The sequence below is a fragment of the Niastella sp. OAS944 genome (genome assembly GCA_024809215.1).
Taxonomy (GTDB): domain Bacteria; phylum Bacteroidota; class Bacteroidia; order Chitinophagales; family Chitinophagaceae; genus Niastella.
This window is the reverse complement of record JANUBW010000013.1, coordinates 117,907-136,149: the sequence shown is the minus strand read 5'-3', so window position 1 is coordinate 136,149 and position 18,243 is coordinate 117,907. Positions and strand designations below refer to the sequence as shown.

The following is an 18,243-nucleotide window of genomic DNA, read 5'->3' as shown; positions in this document are numbered from 1 at the left end:
AGGTAGTATCTTAATCCAATGTACCTTCAACAGAAAGCTAAGCTATTGTCGGCTGAGATCACGGAAGTTCCCGCCATATTTCAGCCAAAATATTTTCGAACACTAGATGGCCTGAGAGCAATATCTATTTTATTTGTACTGGTAGCCCATTTTAGCAGGAGCGAACACCAACCCGCTGTTACTTATATATTTGGGGGCGGAACATTAGGTGTTCATATATTTTTTGTTTTAAGTGGCTTCCTTATCACTGCGCTGTTATTAAAGGAAAAAATTACTACCGGTTATATTTCTTTACGCGATTTTTATATAAGGCGTTTTTTTCGAATTATACCTGTTGCGTTTTTATTTCTATTGGTCCTTTTTATAATGGACCTTTTTTTGCCGTTGAATTTGAAAGGGAAAGATTTCCTGCGGGTAGTTACGTTTACTGAAAATTTAAGCCTGACCAATAATTGGTATACACATCATTTTTGGAGCTTAAGTGTAGAAGAACAGTTTTATCTGATCTTTCCTTTCTTCATAAGGAAGAACTTAGGCCTTTACGTAAAAATGTCGGTCGTGTTGATCATTTGTTCGCCGGTAATTAGTTATATAGCTTATCATAATTCTTTTGATTCTGCCTCCCTGAAATATACTTTTACTATAGCCGACAAGTTTTTAAATGAGGGTTTATTATCCATACTGATCGGAAGCCTTACGTCCATTTTACTTTTTAAGCTAAATGCTTCGCATAGAAATAATAAAGGTGCTGTGGGCTATCTTCAGTTAAGTATCCTGTTACTTATTTGGCTATTTAATAAGCATCCATTTCTTTCGGGTATTAGTATGTTATTGTGTGCGGTATTGATAGCGTTATTTATAAGTATAAGTATGATCCATGAAGATACTTTTCTGAATAAGTTCTTAAACCTGAAATATATAAGGCTTATTGGCGTGCTTTCCTATAGTCTTTATATATGGCAGCAGTTGTTTACCGATAAACAGCCCTGGAAGGATTGGTTTATGTATGGCGATTCAATTATATTGAACACCTGCGCCTTGTTTTTAGTAGCCTATATCTCGTATTATTTCTACGAAAAGAAATTTATTAAGCTGAAGAACAGGTTTAAATCTGACAGGGTAGAAAAGTAATTAAAACAGCCTTAGCTGCACTCCCTTCGATCGTTTAGAAGGCGGCTTTTCTACACCCATAACCGTTCTGCCCCCATAGCGCCAGCTTTCGGCGCGTTCCTTTTCTATAAGTTGTTCGAAGTTGTTATTGGGAATGAAATTCACTTCAGCTTTTTGCGAAAGTTCGGTAAGTTTCTTTATAGCCTGTAACTTATCGCTCTGCCCAATCTTTGCTTTCTGAACTGCCTGTTGCAACGTATTAATGGTTTCATCATATACGCTGGTAGGCACAGGAAATGGATGGCCATCTTTACCGCCATGGGCAAATGCAAAACGGGCAGGATCTTTAAACCGGCTATTAGTGCCATGTATAACTTCGCTTACTAACGCCAGTGATTGCAGGGTGCGCGGTCCCATACCTTCCAGCATTAGCAATTCTTCAAAATCAGCAGGTTTTCTTTCATGCGTAAGCCACAGCATAGCGCCCAATCTTTTCAGGTCAACATCTTTTGCACGAACATCGTGGTGCGATGGTAAAATAAGTTGTTGCTGTATTTCGGGCAACAAATAATTAGGCGATTCTTTTGATAGCGAAACAATACCTGTGCGTGTAGATGCGGCGTCTTTATCAACCAGGTTTAAGATATTACCGGTTTGTAATCCGCAGATGGCAGTATGTGGTTCGTTTACGAAAGATTGTAATTGCTGAGAATGCCAATGATAACGCCGGGCAGTACCGGTGGCATCGTTCAATCCTTGTTGAACAACCGTCCACTCGCCTTCATTGCTAACAATGAAAGAGTGCAGGTATAATTGAAATCCATCCTGTATGGCGGTATTATCAACTTTAGCGCTGAGTTTGCTACAGTATACAAGTTGTTGTGCATTCAAACCGGTTTGTTCGCCAATGGCTAATAATTCATTGGGCACCTGGCGCGAATGTTTGCCTTTGCCGCCACAGATATAAATACCCAGTTCTTTTGAGAGTGGATTAATGGCTTTTTTCAAAGCACCTAAAACAGAAGTAGTGATACCAGATGAATGCCAGTCCATACCCATTACAGCACCCAGGCTTTGGAACCAGCAGGGATCGCTCATGCGGCGGATCCAATCGGCTTTGCCATATTCCATCAGCACCACCTCGGTAATGGCAAGACCCAACTTGGCCATCCGTTCTGCCAGCCAGGGTGGAACGGCGCCATAATGTAAAGGCAGATCTGCAGTACCGGAGCGTTTCATGTGCTAACAAAGTTAGTAATTTGTTGCTAATTATAATAATTGCAAAAGGGATGGTTGGAGGAAAATAGGTGGGTCGTGAAACGTGAGACGTGAAAGGGTCGCTCAATTTTGAAGCTTGCGATGTTTTCGGCAATCGGCAATTATCGGCAATCGGCAATAGATTTCGAACGACGCAGGTTCGTTTATTAGTTTCAAAGTTCTCGAGTCCTTGTACGTTTTACGTCTGCCGTTTCACGATTGCCGATTCATGTTCTAAAATGAAAGATCCTGCCTCTGAGCAGGATCTTCCTGGAACCCCGTTTTTACTTGTGTACTATGATTGAACTACTATTTACTTAATAATGATGCATAAGTAAGCGCAGGGGAGTGGCCAGCCCGGCCACTCATTGCTGCAATAATTTTTCATATGCTTGTGGTTCAGATAGGGGCCTTATTCGTTTTTCCGGTTTGGGTTCTTCAACAGGTCTACTATGTCATTCGCAACGCCCTGTGGCGAATGCATGTAACCAACAAGGATATTTGCTACCGGGGCCTTCAGCAATACGGAATTATGATCAGCAATTTCCTGCGCTATGTTTATGGGTTGAAGGTTGTGTCGTTCTTTAACAGTGATCAAAACTAATAAGTAGCCTCCGATGTTTTTGGGCAATGTGTGTGAACTGCGGATTTATGCATGTGAAAGTAAACATTAAGGTAGTGGAATGCGAAAAAAGCGACACGTATTGAAACCGCAGCAACCGGCAGTTCATGTAAAGATCAATTGCATACAAACAATTGTAAGTAATACTATTATCGTCGATGATCAAACATTTATTTGTGCTGCTTTGTAAATGAAATATTACAACAACAGATTATAAATTCAGCATGTTATAAGGCAACCGTTAATAGTTATAATTAACCGTTGGTGTATACAAAACAATAAGACTGTAACACACAGATACTTTTGCCGACTAAACTGCAAATAACACAATTCATGAAAAAGTTGATTTTATTAGCATTGCCTTTATTGTTATGTGCGGCTATAGCCAACGCACAACAAATAAAGGGTAATGTTAAGGATGATCAGGGTAAGGCATTATCGGGAGCAACAGTAGCACTTAAAAAAGTAAAAGATTCTGCATTGGTTAAACTGGCTGCTACCAATACCAGTGGTGAGTATTCATTTACCAGCATAACTGCAGGCAACTATTTTGTAGCTGTTTCTTATACCGGCCATGTTGCAAAGAACTCTCCTGCGTTTGAAGTAAGCGGCACCGGCGATTTTACCGCACCTGAGGTTTCGCTCGCAAAAGTTTCGGGTCAGTTAAAAGAAGTAGTAGTGGCTGCGCGTAAGCCTATGGTTGAGGTAAAAGCCGATAAAACCATTTTAAATGTAGAAGGAAGCGTAAATGCGGTAGGTCAGGATGCGCTTGACCTGTTGCGTAAATCACCCGGCGTTGTTGTTGATAAAGACGATAACTTTACATTAAGCGGCAAAAACGGTGTTCAGGTATATGTTGATGGCCGTCCTACACCGTTGAGTGGTAAAGACCTGTCAGATTATTTACGCACCCTTCAGTCTTCAAGCATTGAAGCCATTGAGATCATTACCAACCCCTCGGCAAAATATGAAGCGGCTGGGAATGCCGGTATCATTAATATCAGGTTGAAAAAGAACAAGTCATTTGGAACAAATGGTTCGGTGAATGCCGGTTTTAACCAGGGGTATACGCCTAAATACAATGGCGGTGTTTCATTGAACCATCGTAACAAACACGTTAACCTGTTTGGTAATTACAGCTATAATGATAATACCAATGAGAACAATATCAATTTGAACCGTGAAGTGACAGATACCCTGTTTGAAGGAAAAACCAAGCTTACTGTTGACAATAAGAGCCACAACTTCAAAGCTGGTATGGACTATTTCCTTAACAAGAGAAGTACAATTGGTGTAATGGCCAATGGTTCTTTTTCTAATATGGGTATGGCTAATTATAGCCACACCGATATCTCTTATTTTCCCACGAAGCAACTCGACAGAACGCTGATAGCTGATAATACCAATGACAATAAGAAGGACAATGTGAACGGGAACATCAACTACCGGTATGCCGATTCAACCGGGCATGAGTTGAACGTTGATGCTGATTATGGCGCCTATCGAAATAAAAGCAATCAATACCAGCCGAACGACTATTTTGATGCAAAAGGAAATTACCTGTATAGCAATATCTACAATATGATAGCCCCCACAGATATTGACCTGTATAGCGTGAAAGCAGATTATGAACAGAACTTCAAAAAAGGACGTTTAGGTTTGGGTGGTAAAGTGTCGTTTGTTGAAAGCAGTAATTATTTCGACCGGTATAATGTTGATCCTGCTTCGGGAAGTCAAACGCTTGACATTTTCCGTAGCAATGATTTCATTTACAAAGAGAACATAAGCGCTGGTTATGTTAACTACAACAGGCAGTTCAAAGGGTTTATGATACAGGCCGGTTTGCGGGTTGAGAATACGCATAATACCGGGCACTCAACAGGAAAAAGAGTAGATAATAATACCGGAAATATTGTTGATTACGATACAACATTTACCCGCGATTATACCAACCTGTTCCCCAGTGGCGCCATTACGTTTAATAAAAACCCAATGAGCCAGTTCAGTTTTACCTTCAGCCGGCGTATTGACAGGCCTAATTACCAGGACCTGAACCCGTTTGAATTTAAACTGGATGATTATACGTTCAGAAAAGGTAATACAGAATTAAGGCCCCAGTATACAAACAGTATCGGCATCACACATACTTATAAGTACCGGTTAAATACAACCCTGAACTATAGTCATATAAAAGACATCTTTGCCCAGCTGGTTGATGTTACAGAAAAGTCAAAAGCCTTTATGACGCAAAAGAACCTGGCTACCCAGGATATCATTAGCCTTAACATCAGCTATCCGTTCCAGTATAAATGGTACAGCATTTTCGCCAACGTAAATACTTATTATTCTCACTACAAAGCCGATTTGGGTGTTGATCGTAAAGTTAATCTTGATGTAGTTGCTGCTACTGTTTTTGCACAGCAAACCTTCCGTTTAGGCAAAGGCTGGACGGGTGAAATGAGTGGCTTTTATACTTCTCCCTCTATTTGGCAGGGAACTATTAAAAGCCGTACCATATGGAGTATAGATGGTGGTGTTTCGAAAACCGTATTAAAAGGAAACGGAACATTTAAAGCATCGGTAAGTGATATTTTCAGAACACTGAAATGGAAAGGTACCAGCGATTTTGCCGGTCAGCATACAATAGCCAGCGGTAATTTCGAAAGCCGTCAGTTGAAACTGAACTTTACTTACCGCTTTGGTAACAGCCAGGTAAAAGCGGCCCGCCAACGCAAAACTGGTTTGGAAGAAGAAACCAAACGTGCAGCCGATAGTGGTGGCGGCATGGGCGGTGGAAGTCCTAAATAAGTGTAGTCTCTATAATAAACGATCCTCTCCGGTAACGGGGAGGATTTTTTTTATGTATGGTTATCTTCCCCTACTTTGCAGACACAGTAAAAAATCCAGTTCGCTATGCGTGTATTTGCAGGTCAGTTATTGTTTGTGATAACAATTTGTGCTTTTGTATACAGTTGTGCGCATAATCCATATGCCAAAACAAATAAGAAGTATAAAAAGCAATCAAAACAATTAGCCAAAAGTTTGCGGCCGCTCCCAAATCAATTGTTGCTCGATTCGGCCATTATGCCGGTTTATGCGGTTGGCACTACCAATTTCGATCTGCGTAAGCCAAACTTTGTGATCATTCATCATACCGCTCAAAACTCCTGCGAACAAACGCTTAAAACGTTTACACTTGAGCGTACAAAAGTGAGTGCCCACTATGTTATTTGTAAAGACGGTACCATACATCATATGCTTAACGATTACCTGCGTGCCTGGCAGGCCGGTATAAGCAAGTGGGGTAATTTTACCGACATAAATTCAAGCAGTATTGGCATTGAGTTAGATAATAATGGCAGTGAGCCGTTCCCCGAAACGCAAATAACCAGCCTGGTAAAACTGCTCGATACCCTGAAAAGAAATTATTCAATTCCAACAGCCAATTTTATAGGCCATGCCGATGTGGCCCCCGGCCGTAAGAATGATCCCAGTGCTTTCTTCCCCTGGCAATCACTGGCACAACGGGGCTTTGGATTGTGGTATGATACAACTGCCGTTGTTGTGCCCGAATACTTTAATGCACCCCAGGCCCTGCGTATTATAGGTTATAATGTTAAAGATACTTTAGCGGCCATCCACTCTTTTAAAATACATTTTGTGCCACAGGATACTCTTGCAAAGCGTACATTAACCGCCGATGATAAAAAGATCCTGTTCGATCTTTCGCGACGTTACCAGTAATTAATGTAGTTCACCGGCGGGTTCATGATCATCGTATTGATCGCGCAGCTTCTTAAGTTCTTCTTTTAGCTGTGCGATCAACGACTGGTGTTTTGGCGATTTGATGAGATTCTTTTGCTCCTGGCTATCGGTTTGCAGATCGTACAGTTCCCATTCATTTACAGTATAGAAGTATATAAGCTTATATCGTTCGCCTCGTATGCCCAGGTGTGGCAGCACCGTATGGTCTTTGGAGTATTCGTAATAATGATAATACAGGTAAGGCCGGTTAAGACTTTTCTGTTTTACTGTTATTACGGGTACAAGGCTTTTGCCCTGCATTTCTGCCGGAATGGTCGTTTTAGCGATATCCAAAATAGTGGGCGCAAAATCAATATTCTGGGCCATTACATTCGTAGTGGTTTGTGGTTTTATGTGCTGCGGCCAGCGCATCAGCAATGGGGTTTGAAAGCTAACTTCATACATAAACCGCTTATCGAACCATCCGTTCTCACCCAAATAAAATCCCTGGTCGCTGGTATAAATAACAGCTGTGTTGTTTGTTAGTCCCCCTTCATCGAGGTAATTCAACAAACGGCCAACATTTTCATCAACAGAGGCCACACAAGCCAGGTAGTCCTGCATATACCATTGGTATTTCAGCTTTAAAAGGGCTTTGCCGGTTGGTTTTAATTGTTGCAGCTGTTTACCCCTTTCGGCATAGATCTCCTTCATGCGGCTTCTGTCGGGTTCAGGTATGCGGTCCATAAGTGTATTGTAACCGGCTATATCACTGGCATCGGGCTTTAGTTCGGGAATGTTTTGTAAATATGCCGGATCAACTTTTAGATCGGTGCATAATTGCATAATGTGCAAAATGCTCATGGTTTGTATACGCCAGGCGCTGCCATGGCCGGCAGTATCGTTATACAATGTAGCAGGTTCGGGAAATACTTTAGTATGAAACTGTTCAAGGTATTTCAGCGAAGGTAGAAATTGGCGGTGCGGGGCTTTATGATGTAGCAATAAAGCAAAAGGCTTACTGGTATTGCGGTTCTTTAACCAGTTAATGGCCTCGTTGGTAGTTACATCGGTTACGTAACCGTCAATAACGTTTGTATCGCCCTTCATGCCAATAAACCGAGGTGCATAATACAAGCCCTGCCCCGGAAGTATTTTCCAGTAATCGAAGCCGGTAGGGTACGAATGTAAATGCCATTTGCCAATTAACGCAGTTTCATAACCGGCCTGCTGTAACAATTTGGGCATGGTGGTGCGGCTGCTATCGAAGCGGGTAAAATTATCTTTAACTCCGTTCTTATGCGAATGCTGTCCTGTTAGCAATGTGGCCCGGGCCGGGCTGCAAATAGAATTTCCCACAAAGCAGCGGGTAAACCTGATGCCTTCATTAGCTATGCGATCGAAACCGGGCGTTTGTATAAGCGTTTTATCATATGCACTGATGGCCTGCGCATCATGATCGTCGCTCATAATGTAAATGATATTGGGACGTTGTTGGGCAAAGCCTGAAAGGGAAAGCAGGAGGTATAAAATGGGAAGAAACTTCATAAACGGAAGGTTTGATGCTTATGAAGTTACTATAAAGATCTTATTGTAGCTCTTCGCAATGGTAGCCTGCCTGTTGCAAAGTGGTTTCTACCGTACGGGCACACAGGTTTTCCGATTCAATACGCAGCACTTTATCAATATCGTCGAGGTCAACATTCCAACGGGAAATACCGTTCAGATTATTGATATGCGGTGTTACTGCAGTGATCTGCTTTTTGTCGTGGAGGTTGGTTTTAAATACAAGCACTTCCATATGTATGGGCTGTATCAATGATGCGGTTTTACTTGTTCTCACTTTGTTCGTTGGGTTCGGGGGTAGTAAAATTTCTTTCGCTGAAGCGGCTGCCCCAGCCTTTGCACCGGTTCTTCCATTCTTCTTTGAATTGTATTTTTTCTTCGGGCGTCATGTTTTCCCATTTTTCGCGCATGCGCTGCCTGAACCGGTTTTTGAATTGTTCTTTTTTATGGGCAAAACCGCCAAAACCGCTGAATAATATTTTCGACAATACCAGTATACCCATGGCCTGCCAGAATGAGATCAGCTTAACACCCAGTACATCGGGCAGTATGCCATTCCAAAGGCGCATTACTATATAGCTGAACAACATGACAAATGCTGTACAGAATACCAGTATCATTACAGCTTTGCCAAACCAAAATCTACGTTTCATTTTACACGTTGTTTAATAGTTTAATAATTCATCTTTCAATACACTAAGCCGGTTACGCAGGTGTAATACGGCATACCGTTTTCGGCTAAGCAGCGTATTTACCGTTTCACCGGTTTGTTCGGCAATCTCCTTAAATGGTACTCCTTCCAGTTCATTCAGGATAAATACCCGTCTTTGTTCTTCCGGCAATTCGCTCAGCGCATTGTTCAATTCTTCCCAAAATACCTGTCGCAGATAATCTTTTTCGGGGTTATCGCTGGCGTCGAATAAAAATTCAGACCAGTTAAGCCCGCTTTCTTCCCCTTCCTCTTCTCCAAACAGGTCTTCCAGCGCATCGGGCCGCTTTTTGCGTTGCCGGTCAATTATTTTATTACGGGCCACAGTAAACAGCCAGGCGGTCATTTGCTCAATAGGCTGCGTGTTACCAATAAACTGGTAAAAAACATCCTGCATAATATCTTCAGCATCGGCCTCATTGTTTACCCGTTTGCGAATAAACCCCATAAGGCGTTTGCTATACTCAGTGATGACCTGTGTAATATTGCGTTTCCTGTCTACCGCCATGCCTGGTGCTATCGTGAGCGTCTCCTTCATGTATTATATTCAGGTAGACGACCAGCAAATAGTAATATTTTAAAGTTGCATGAAAAAGTTGAAAAACCTTAACTTGTTCATATGAAATTTGGGAAACTGCCTGAAAGTGAATTGAATATGGTGGATTTTACCCTGCCGCCGGAACCGGCCGGGAATAAAAAAATACTGGGCGGGGTTAAAAACCCGCAGGTTAAAATACGTATTGGCTGCCCGCAATGGGGTGTGCCGGGCTGGCTGGGGAAGATATATCCGGCCAAGGCAAAAGACAAAGACTTTCTGACCAACTATGTACAGCATTATAACTGTATTGAATTGAATGCCACACATTATAAAATATACGATACCGCTGCCATTGGTAAATGGGCCGATAAAGGCGATGGCCGCGATTTCACCTTCTGCCCTAAATTGTACCAGGGCGTTACGCATCAGGGTAGTTTAATGGGTAAGGGCGGAATGATAACCGAGTTCTTAAATGGAGTATATGCATTCAAAGAACACCTGGGGCCGGTGTTTATGCAATTAAGCGATTCGTTTGGCCCGACCCGTAAAGAAGAGTTGTTTATGTTTGTAAAGTCGCTGCCCAAAGAGGTGACCTTTTTCCTGGAAGTGCGCCACCCCGACTGGTTTGCGCAGGAAAGTGTGCGTAAGGAGTTATTTAATACTTTGTATTTGCAAAGAACGGGCGCCGTTATCACAGATACAGCCGGCCGGCGCGATTGTGCGCATATGCACCTTACCATTCCTAAAGCATTTGTACGATTTGTAGCTAATAGCCTGCACCCTACTGATTATGTAAGGCTCGATGCCTGGATAGAACGAATAATAAATTGGGTAGAACAGGGTTTGCAGGAACTGTACTTCTTTGTACATATGGAAGATGAGTTATATTCCCCCGAACTCATCATTTACCTAACAGATAAGTTGAATGCTGCATTAGGATTGCAGTTATTGCAACCAAGGTTTATTGAACCGGAGGGGCAGGCGGAAGGTACACAAATAAAGTTCTTTGATTAAAAAGAAAAGCTTTTCGTTTAACAGGATGAAGGAAATGTGTGAAAACCAATTATATCGTTAAACGAAATGAACAGATCGTTTCAAAAGAAGAACATATCGTTAAACGAAATGAACAAATCATGTAACGAAAATTGTTTTCTGTTAAACGAAATGGAAGAATCGTGAAATGAAATTGACAAATCGCTAAACGAAATGGGAAAGTCGTGAAACGAAAAACGAAAATCGTGAAATAAAATGGGCGCATCGTGAAACCAAAAGTGTTTTCCGTTAAACGAAATGAACAAATCGTTTCAAAAGAAGAACATTTCGTTAAATGAAATGACCAGATCGTTTTACGAAAAATGTTTTCTGTTAAACGAAATGGACGAATCGTGAAACGAAATTGACAAATCGCTAAACGAAATGGGAAAATCGTGAAATGAAAAACGAAAATCGTTAAATGAAACGGGCGGATCGTGAAATGAAAAGTGTTTTCCGTTAAACGAATTGGACAAATCGTTAAACGAAAAATGTTTTTCGTTAAATGAAATGAACAAGTTGTTAAACGAAAAAGACATTAATTTGTTCATTTTCAATCGTTTTGTTCTGGGTCAACGCACTTCATACAATTCCTCCCACCTGGTAGTGTATCGTTTACTCCGTAATTCCTGCCGCATTTTCCAGTCGCGCGCAAGGCCCGAGGCGGCAAATTTCAACACATCATCGCGCATGCTGAAGTTAATATTATCCATCATATCCATTAATAATCGCTGATACTTCTGTGGCCCGGTGGCAAACAGATTGCCCTGTATACTTTCATCGGGTTCTAACCCGGCCAGCATAACCCCGGCTTTTTTATATGTTTTCCCCTGTTCGTATAGCCCTTCAACCAATTGTACGGCAGGTTTTATTAATTCATTGGTACTGCTGGTGGCGGCAGGCAGGGTGATATGCGAACTTACTGTAGCGCCCCGCCTAAAACTTACTTCATAATTCTGTTCCCTGGGAACAATAAAAACACTGATCACTTTAGCCGCGCTATGCTGGCGGCGTAATTTTTCGGCTGCACGGGAAGTATAGGTAGCAATAGCTTCTTTAATATCATTAATGTTGGTTACAGGTGTACCGAACATGCGGGTAGTAGCGATCATTTTTTTTGAGACCAATGGCTTTTCCATATCACGCGAAGGCAGGCCATTTAACTCCCTTACTAATCGCGTACCAACTACCCCGCCCATATTGTTATGGGCCCACTCTTCGGGCATAGTACTTAATTCCCATGCGCTGGTAATGCCCAGGTTAATGAGCTTTTTAGCGTATGCACCGCCTACACCCCAAACATTGGTTACCCTAGTTTGCTTCATGGCGGTAACCTGTTCTTCGCGAGTGGCCAATACTGTTACACATTGGGTAGCTGCTTTATTTTTCTTGGCCAGGTAATTGGCCAGTTTGGCCAATGTTTTAGTGGGCGCCACACCAATTGATACAGAAATACCGGTCCACTGTTCAACCGTTTTTCGAATGTTCATGGCTGCATCGAAAAGCGATTCATAAGGGATATCGCCAAGATCGATAAAGGCCTCATCAACAGAATATACTTCAACCTTTGACGCGTCGCCCATCAGATGACGTAAGGTTTCCATAACACGCCAGCTGAGGTCGCCGTATAAATTATAATTTGAAGAAAATACAGAGATGTTGTGTTGTAATATCAACGGCCTTGCTTCGAAGTATGGAGCGGCCATGCCTACGCCAAGCGCTTTGGCTTCATCGCTTCGGGAAACTATGCAACCATCATTATTGCTTAAGACCACTACAGGCTTTTGTTGCAGATCGGGCCGGAATAAGCGTTCGGCGGAACAATAAAAGCTGTTGCAATCAACAATTGCCTTCATAATAAATGATTTAAACAATTGCCCCGTTCAATGGGACTGAATGGTTGGGTTGTTGGGTTGGGAGTAGTCCCGGCTTGCGGGGCAAGTTGGGACTACTCTTAAATACATGGAATGGTTTAATGGAATGGTGTAATGTTATAAAATATTGAATGCTGAACACTCAATGCAGAACGTCGAAGTCAAATGCAAGTACAGCTGAAAGCCGAAAGCTGAAGGCATAAGGCTAATACAAAATACAGCTTAGCGCCGAACGCAAAATGCGAAATGCAAGTACAGCTGAAGGCCGAAAGCTGAAGGCATAAGGATAAGCGCGAGCCTCGAAAATAAACGACCCCTTTCACGTTTGCCGTTTCACGTTTCACGATGCCTTACACTGCGTGAATACTATAAGTTACTACCCCCCAAATGCCCAGCTCATCGCAGGATGCATCCACTTCAATGGGTGCATTTTTGCGTGATTCAGAAATAAGGCGCACTTTATTAAATGTTTTTTCGAGTCGCCTTATGACCATTTCGCCATTGAGCGATGCCACTACTATTTTACCGCTATCGGCTTTTATGCTTCGATCAACAATAATAGTATCGCCATCGAAGATGCCGGCGCCCATCATAGCGTCGCCGCGCATACGCATAAAGAACGTGGCTGGTTTATTTCCTATAAGTTGTTCGTTAAGATCAATGCCGCGTTCCATATAATCGTCTGCTGCCGCACCAAAGCCGGTAGCATCGGCTGTTTTAACATCCTGTTGCGAGAACTTTTTCGTTCCCCGGTACGATGTTTCGTTAAAAAATTCCCCCTCCATATAATTTAAATTTTGGTGTACTAAATTATTTAGTAAATTTATACTAAATTTATGATCAAATAAAAATTGTTTTATGAACACCGGGTTAGTAAAGAACGTTCCAATAGCATGGCCTGGCAACGGGCACCGGGAGTACAGGCTGGTTATTTATCCTGATGCTGTTGTGTATGAAAAGATTATGGCAGAGAAGCAACGATTTTTTGCGAATTATGGCGTAGAAGCTGCGGTGAATACGTTCCCAAGTATTATGGTGGCCGGCTTTTATGCAGGCGAAGGAATGGAAGAAACACTGATCCGGTGGATACATCGCATCTGCAGCCAGCTTAGCAGTTTTGATATAGCACTTAATAATTATAGCGGGTTTCCGCAACATAGTATTTATCTGCGGGTTCAGGACCCACAGCCCATAAAACAACTGGCTGCACAGTTTAAAATGCTCGATGGTCATGTGCACCCTATGAATACAAATTCATTTGAACGGGTGCCGCATATTGCCCTGGCCAATGAACTCACTGAAACTGTGTATCAACAGGCCATGCCGGTATATTCAAGAAAAACTTTTCGCGCCCGTTTTGTAGCAACAGAACTGGTATTACTTGGTCGCGATCATCCGTTTGCCACCAGTAAAACCATCAACGTTTTTCGTTTTTTACCAGCTAATCATAAATCATATAGCGAAGTAGCTTAACCATTTAACTCATCCTTAAAAATTCAAATCATGAAAATCAGTATTCAGTCTATACCAGGTTGCAGGGTCAATGAATATATGTTGGTGTTAAACCCGCATGAGGAGTTGCGTAATAAAATTACCAGGCTAAGAAATGAGTTTAGTGAAACCTATAAAAATTCAGCGGCGCTTATTAGCAAACCACATATTGCGCTGTCCCGTTTTACCCAACTTGAAATGATGGAAGAGCGGCTTATTACCCGCCTGAAAGTTATTGGCATGGGATATCAGCCATTTAAGGTTGCCTTAAAAGATTACGGAAGCTTTCCTGCGCATACCATATTCGTGAACGTAGCAACTAAGCTGCCTATACAAAATCTGGTACGCGAAATTCGGATGGCGCAGCGGCTGATGAAGCTGGATAATGAACATAAACCATATTTCATTGATGAACCATTTATTGTTATCGGTCGAAAACTGGTGCCCTGGCAATATGAAAAGGGCTGGCTCGAATTTTCGCACCGTCAATTTACCGGTTCATTTATCGCAGATAATATGTTATTGCTAAAACGCCGGCTGGGTGATAAGTCATGGATGATAGCCCAGCGTTTTGATTTTATGAATTTACCCGTTACGACAAAACAAGGGGAGTTGTTTGTATAGTCATACTTGTAGTGGTGTTGTTGTTTCAGTCATTCTTTCAAATTCGTGTTGCCACCTCCCCCCGTTTATCGGGGGGAGTGTCGTACGGGTAGTGTGAGAAAAATTATGAGGTAAAAATGAAAGAGAAAAAACAAGAAAGCTATCGTGTTACGCCAAAAAAAATGGCAGAGGGCGATAACTATCAAAGAGGCCGCGGAGCCCAGGTAAATACAAAGAACCGCTTTTTAAAAGACCAGCACGTTAGAGAACATGTAGAAGGTATTGACGACTGGTCCGAAAGCCAGCAACCTACCCAGTACATTGAGCAGGAAGCAAAAAGCCTGGTAAATAAAGTAAGCAGTCCCGATGTTGGTATGTCCTATAGCATGAACCCATATATGGGATGCGAGCATGGCTGTATATATTGTTATGCACGAAACAGCCATGAGTATTGGGGCTATAGTGCGGGGCTCGACTTTGAAAGAAAGATCATTGTGAAAATGAATGCGCCCCAGTTGTTGCGTAAGTTTTTAATGGACCCCAAGTGGCAGGGGGAATCCATCAGCCTTAGTGGTAATACCGATTGTTATCAACCAGCCGAACAAAAATACAGGTTAACCAGGTCGTTACTGGAAGTTTGCCGCGAATTTAATCAACCCGTTGGCATCATTAGTAAGAACGGTGGTATGGTGCGGGATATCGATGTACTGAAAGAAATGGCCAAAAAGAAACTGGTTTCTGTTATGGTTACCATTACATCATTAAACGAAGATCTGCGCCGTGTAATGGAACCACGAACAACAACCTCTATGCAACGGCTAAGGTTGATACAGGAGTTAAGCCAGGCAGGGGTTAGGGTAGGGGTTATGATGGGGCCAATGATCCCGGGCTTAAATGATCATGAAATGCAACGGATCATGAAAGCGGCCAAAGAGCATGGCGCTGCAACTACGGCTTATACTTTTGTGCGGCTCAATGGCTCAGTAAAGCTATTGTTCCATGACTGGCTATATAAGAATTTTCCTGACCGGGCCGATAAAGTATGGCATATGATAGAGCAAAGCCATGGCGGCCAGGTGAACGATTCAAGGTGGGGTGTGCGTATGCGGGGTGAAGGCGATATTGCCGAGATCATATCGCAGCAATATCGCAAATACGGTAAGCTTTATGGAATGAACGCTGAAGAACTTGATTTGGATACGACCATTTTTAGAAGGCCGGGTGCACAGGGACGATTATTTGATTGATGGCTGAGTAGATTGCGAACCCCCCTTTTTAATAATTATCTTCTGTAATACTTCTTTTGTACGTACAATGTCACGGCAAAGGCTTGCGATTTCCCTCGAATGTTCCAGAATATTAAGCTGGGCAAGTGATTGCTCAAGCTCCTGAATTTTGCCTCTGTAGTAATATTCCATTACTTCAACCGAATCGGCCATGATCATTTGAAAAGATCCCGGCACCAGGTCCTTTGGTGAAACCGGATTGAATTTGCTTGTGGATGAGTGTTGCTGTCTCATGGAATTAAAATTAAATGTTATAAATGTTCATTGGGCCGAAGGTTTCCTATGTGACTTGGGTACGCTCTGTTCGTTGCCTCAAAGATCACTTATATCACTTTGAACACCAAGAGATAAAGTACCAAAACTTTAAAGTAGTAGCTGTAGATAAAATAGGTAGTTCTACGGATTTTCGGGCAGGCATTAACAAATACCTTTAGCACCCCGTTTAACCAAAATTTTATTTATGGCAACTAACATGAAATCTTTGTTGATTTACCCTAAAGTAATTATTGTTTTTATTGGAGCATTGTTGATGGGCTCCTGCCAAAGTGAACCACCAGTTAAAGACCAGGTATGTATCAGTGTACCGGTTGACACCTCTGACCTTGGAAAAAAGAACCATTTTATTCCGGTGATGAGCATCGACATTTTTGAAAAGGATTTTCGTGCTACACGCGACAGTCTTACCAAAACTTATCCTGACCTGTTCATTCCAAACAGTGAGACCTTTAACAAGGCTTCTATTGTTGAGTTTTTCAAGCTTCCACAGGTTGTAGGTCTTAAGTTCTATTATGGAATTAAACCTGGTCCTGAGAAGAAAAAAGCATTACGGTTAATGATAGTAGGTGTTGATTCTGCCGGTAATAATGTGTACATAAAAGGTAAAGGAAATGCCCTTGCAGCACAGGGTGGCAGTGATGATGGAGGTTTGGAATATGGCCAGTGTAATCCTCCTTGTGATTTAACAAATGATAATTAAGATAGTGTGAGTGATTTTGTAATTCAATGACTGAGATTTTCTCAAACAATGGATTCTACCGTACGTTTTATTTTAAGTTTAAGCATTGGTTTAGCTGTAATAATCGGGATAGTAAGATTTCGAAGGATAGACTCATCTTACTATCCCTTCCTTTATAATGCAATTGCCGCATTAAGTGTAGAAATACTGAACAGGATACTGAACGTAACCGGCCATCCGCATGCGTTTACTTTTATGCTGAATGTGTTTTCGTACATTGATTTCTTTTTCTTCCTCTGGCTCTTTCATAACTGGGGGCTGTTCAATAGAAGGAAAACAACGTTTATTGCCATTGCGAGCGTATTCTTCATTATATGGTTAGTAAGCAATATAATTTTAACCGGCTTTATAAAGAATAACTCATACTTCTTCATATTGTATGCATTTGCATTGATCTTCTTTAGTGTAAATACATTCAATAAAATGGTAGTTAATGAACGCAGCAGTATTTACAGAAATCCGAAATTTTGGATTTGTTTGGGAATAATCATTTTTTATTCGTTCTTTATAGTAGTGTTTGCCACAGGTTTATCAGTTTTTTTTGAGCGTAACATGAGCCGGGTATTCAGGCGCGAGTTATGGGCCATTAGTGTGTATTCAAACTTATTGGTTAATTTGTTGTATGCAGTAGCTGTAATATGTATCCCCAGGAAAAAGAACTATACCAGTCTGTTTTGATAGTAGTAGGGGTAGTGGGCATAATTTTGCTATATTTCATTATCACCATTATTCGCTATCAGCGCCGCAGCCTGAAACTGCATAAGGAAAAAATACAGGCTGAAATTGATACATTGGAAAAAGAACGCCGGCGAATAGCTTCTGACCTCCACGATGAACTGGGCCCCCTTTTATCTGCCGTAAAACTTCAGATCAACAGCCTTAATACAACCGATCCCGATGATGAGCAGGTGATCAGCAAATCGAGCACCCATCTCGATAGCATCATCAGAAAACTACGGGAAATTTCAAATAACCTCATGCCCAATACGCTGGTTCGGAAAGGGCTTCAAAAAGCAATTAGCGAGTTTGTTGAGAATAATCGCGAAACATATGGATTAGAAATAAGGTTTATATGTGAGCAGGATGTGCACCTGAATCAGTATAAGGAAGTCAATATCTACCGCATCATACAGGAAATTCTTCATAACACTGTAAAGCACGCCCAGGCCTCCCTGCTTATTATCAAAATAATTACGGAAGGCGACCGTCTTTTGCTAATGACCGCAGATAATGGAAAAGGTTTTGATTATTTTGCGAAAGTAAGGGACAATCCAGGCCTTGGACTTCGTAACTTGCAAAGCAGGACCGAGGTGATGGGAGGTGAGCTTACCTGTCAGTCTGAGCCAGGTAAAGGCACCACATATACAATTGAAATTCCTATTTGACCAGAACCAGC

The 18,243-nt window shown here is 41.9% G+C and carries 19 protein-coding genes; 10 read left to right on the top strand and 9 right to left on the bottom strand.

What is annotated here, in order from left to right:
• The first annotated feature begins 18 nt into the window (after nucleotides 1-18).
• Nucleotides 19-1,131: an acyltransferase family protein gene (locus GGD38_RS34600; RefSeq protein ID WP_375297876.1), complete on the top strand. Its 1,113-nt coding sequence runs from the start codon at nucleotides 19-21 to the stop codon at nucleotides 1,129-1,131.
• Here the strand turns inward: GGD38_RS34600 and GGD38_RS34595 are convergent, their stop codons facing one another.
• Nucleotides 1,132-2,349 (bottom strand): DUF763 domain-containing protein, encoded by a 1,218-nt coding sequence (locus tag GGD38_RS34595; protein ID WP_375297877.1) that lies wholly within the window; start codon nucleotides 2,347-2,349, stop codon nucleotides 1,132-1,134.
• 430 nt (nucleotides 2,350-2,779) lie between these two features.
• A complete protein-coding gene (locus GGD38_RS34590) occupies nucleotides 2,780-2,965 on the bottom strand; it encodes a hypothetical protein (RefSeq protein ID WP_375297878.1) in 186 nt (61 codons plus the stop codon).
• Between the two features lie 357 nt (nucleotides 2,966-3,322).
• Between GGD38_RS34590 and GGD38_RS34585 the strand changes: the two genes are divergently transcribed.
• Nucleotides 3,323-5,797, top strand: a complete 2,475-nt coding sequence (locus GGD38_RS34585; RefSeq protein WP_375297879.1) for an outer membrane beta-barrel protein — start codon at nucleotides 3,323-3,325, stop codon at nucleotides 5,795-5,797.
• Nucleotides 5,798-5,902: 105 nt separating this feature from the next.
• Entirely contained in the window at nucleotides 5,903-6,733 is an 831-nt protein-coding gene (locus GGD38_RS34580; RefSeq protein ID WP_375297880.1) for an N-acetylmuramoyl-L-alanine amidase, read from the top strand.
• Here the strand turns inward: GGD38_RS34580 and GGD38_RS34575 are convergent, their stop codons facing one another.
• The 4 genes from GGD38_RS34575 to GGD38_RS34560 are packed head-to-tail and all read right to left on the bottom strand — an operon-like array spanning nucleotide 6,734 to nucleotide 9,546.
• Entirely contained in the window at nucleotides 6,734-8,281 is a 1,548-nt protein-coding gene (locus GGD38_RS34575) for a sulfatase (RefSeq protein ID WP_375297881.1), read from the bottom strand. It abuts the gene before it with no gap.
• Between the two features lie 40 nt (nucleotides 8,282-8,321).
• Nucleotides 8,322-8,576 carry a hypothetical protein gene (locus GGD38_RS34570; protein ID WP_375297882.1) on the bottom strand — a complete coding sequence of 85 codons (255 nt, stop codon included), beginning with the start codon at nucleotides 8,574-8,576 and terminating at the stop codon, nucleotides 8,322-8,324.
• On the bottom strand, nucleotides 8,563-8,952 hold the full coding sequence (locus GGD38_RS34565; protein ID WP_375297883.1) for a hypothetical protein: 390 nt from the start codon (nucleotides 8,950-8,952) through the stop codon (nucleotides 8,563-8,565). The genes GGD38_RS34570 and GGD38_RS34565 overlap by 14 nt, the downstream gene beginning before the upstream one ends.
• Before the next feature lie 12 nt (nucleotides 8,953-8,964).
• Nucleotides 8,965-9,546, bottom strand: coding sequence for an RNA polymerase sigma factor (locus GGD38_RS34560; RefSeq protein ID WP_375297884.1), 582 nt, complete (start codon nucleotides 9,544-9,546; stop codon nucleotides 8,965-8,967).
• A gap of 81 nt (nucleotides 9,547-9,627) precedes the next feature.
• Here GGD38_RS34560 and GGD38_RS34555 point away from each other — a divergent pair, with 81 nt between their 5' ends.
• Nucleotides 9,628-10,560 carry a DUF72 domain-containing protein gene (locus GGD38_RS34555; protein ID WP_375297885.1) on the top strand — a complete coding sequence of 311 codons (933 nt, stop codon included), beginning with the start codon at nucleotides 9,628-9,630 and terminating at the stop codon, nucleotides 10,558-10,560.
• 590 nt (nucleotides 10,561-11,150) lie between these two features.
• Here GGD38_RS34555 and GGD38_RS34550 read toward each other — a convergent pair.
• Nucleotides 11,151-12,434 (bottom strand): Y-family DNA polymerase, encoded by a 1,284-nt coding sequence (locus tag GGD38_RS34550; protein ID WP_375297886.1) that lies wholly within the window; start codon nucleotides 12,432-12,434, stop codon nucleotides 11,151-11,153.
• 368 nt (nucleotides 12,435-12,802) lie between these two features.
• Complete coding sequence (locus GGD38_RS34545; RefSeq protein WP_375297887.1) at nucleotides 12,803-13,237, bottom strand: LexA family protein; 435 nt, start codon at nucleotides 13,235-13,237, stop codon at nucleotides 12,803-12,805.
• Nucleotides 13,238-13,310: 73 nt separating this feature from the next.
• Here GGD38_RS34545 and GGD38_RS34540 point away from each other — a divergent pair, with 73 nt between their 5' ends.
• The 3 genes from GGD38_RS34540 to GGD38_RS34530 all read left to right on the top strand — a co-directional run bounded on the left by GGD38_RS34540 (nucleotide 13,311) and on the right by GGD38_RS34530 (nucleotide 15,793).
• Nucleotides 13,311-13,925 carry a 2'-5' RNA ligase family protein gene (locus GGD38_RS34540; protein WP_375297888.1) on the top strand — a complete coding sequence of 205 codons (615 nt, stop codon included), beginning with the start codon at nucleotides 13,311-13,313 and terminating at the stop codon, nucleotides 13,923-13,925.
• 30 nt (nucleotides 13,926-13,955) lie between these two features.
• Complete coding sequence (locus GGD38_RS34535) at nucleotides 13,956-14,567, top strand: 2'-5' RNA ligase family protein (RefSeq protein ID WP_375297889.1); 612 nt, start codon at nucleotides 13,956-13,958, stop codon at nucleotides 14,565-14,567.
• 116 nt (nucleotides 14,568-14,683) lie between these two features.
• Nucleotides 14,684-15,793 (top strand): PA0069 family radical SAM protein, encoded by a 1,110-nt coding sequence (locus GGD38_RS34530; protein WP_375297890.1) that lies wholly within the window; start codon nucleotides 14,684-14,686, stop codon nucleotides 15,791-15,793.
• Here the strand turns inward: GGD38_RS34530 and GGD38_RS34525 are convergent.
• Nucleotides 15,782-16,066: a hypothetical protein gene (locus GGD38_RS34525; RefSeq protein WP_375297891.1), complete on the bottom strand. Its 285-nt coding sequence runs from the start codon at nucleotides 16,064-16,066 to the stop codon at nucleotides 15,782-15,784. The genes GGD38_RS34530 and GGD38_RS34525 overlap by 12 nt on opposite strands.
• Nucleotides 16,067-16,292: 226 nt before the next feature.
• Here GGD38_RS34525 and GGD38_RS34520 point away from each other — a divergent pair, with 226 nt between their 5' ends.
• From GGD38_RS34520 to GGD38_RS34510, 3 genes are read left to right on the top strand one after another with little or no spacing between them, the layout of a single operon-like run.
• Nucleotides 16,293-16,808: a hypothetical protein gene (locus tag GGD38_RS34520; protein WP_375297892.1), complete on the top strand. Its 516-nt coding sequence runs from the start codon at nucleotides 16,293-16,295 to the stop codon at nucleotides 16,806-16,808.
• A gap of 48 nt (nucleotides 16,809-16,856) precedes the next feature.
• On the top strand, nucleotides 16,857-17,525 hold the full coding sequence (locus tag GGD38_RS34515; RefSeq protein ID WP_375297893.1) for a hypothetical protein: 669 nt from the start codon (nucleotides 16,857-16,859) through the stop codon (nucleotides 17,523-17,525).
• Nucleotides 17,486-18,232, top strand: a complete 747-nt coding sequence (locus GGD38_RS34510; protein WP_375297894.1) for a sensor histidine kinase — start codon at nucleotides 17,486-17,488, stop codon at nucleotides 18,230-18,232. The genes GGD38_RS34515 and GGD38_RS34510 overlap by 40 nt, the downstream gene beginning before the upstream one ends.
• Nucleotides 18,233-18,243 lie beyond the last annotated feature (11 nt).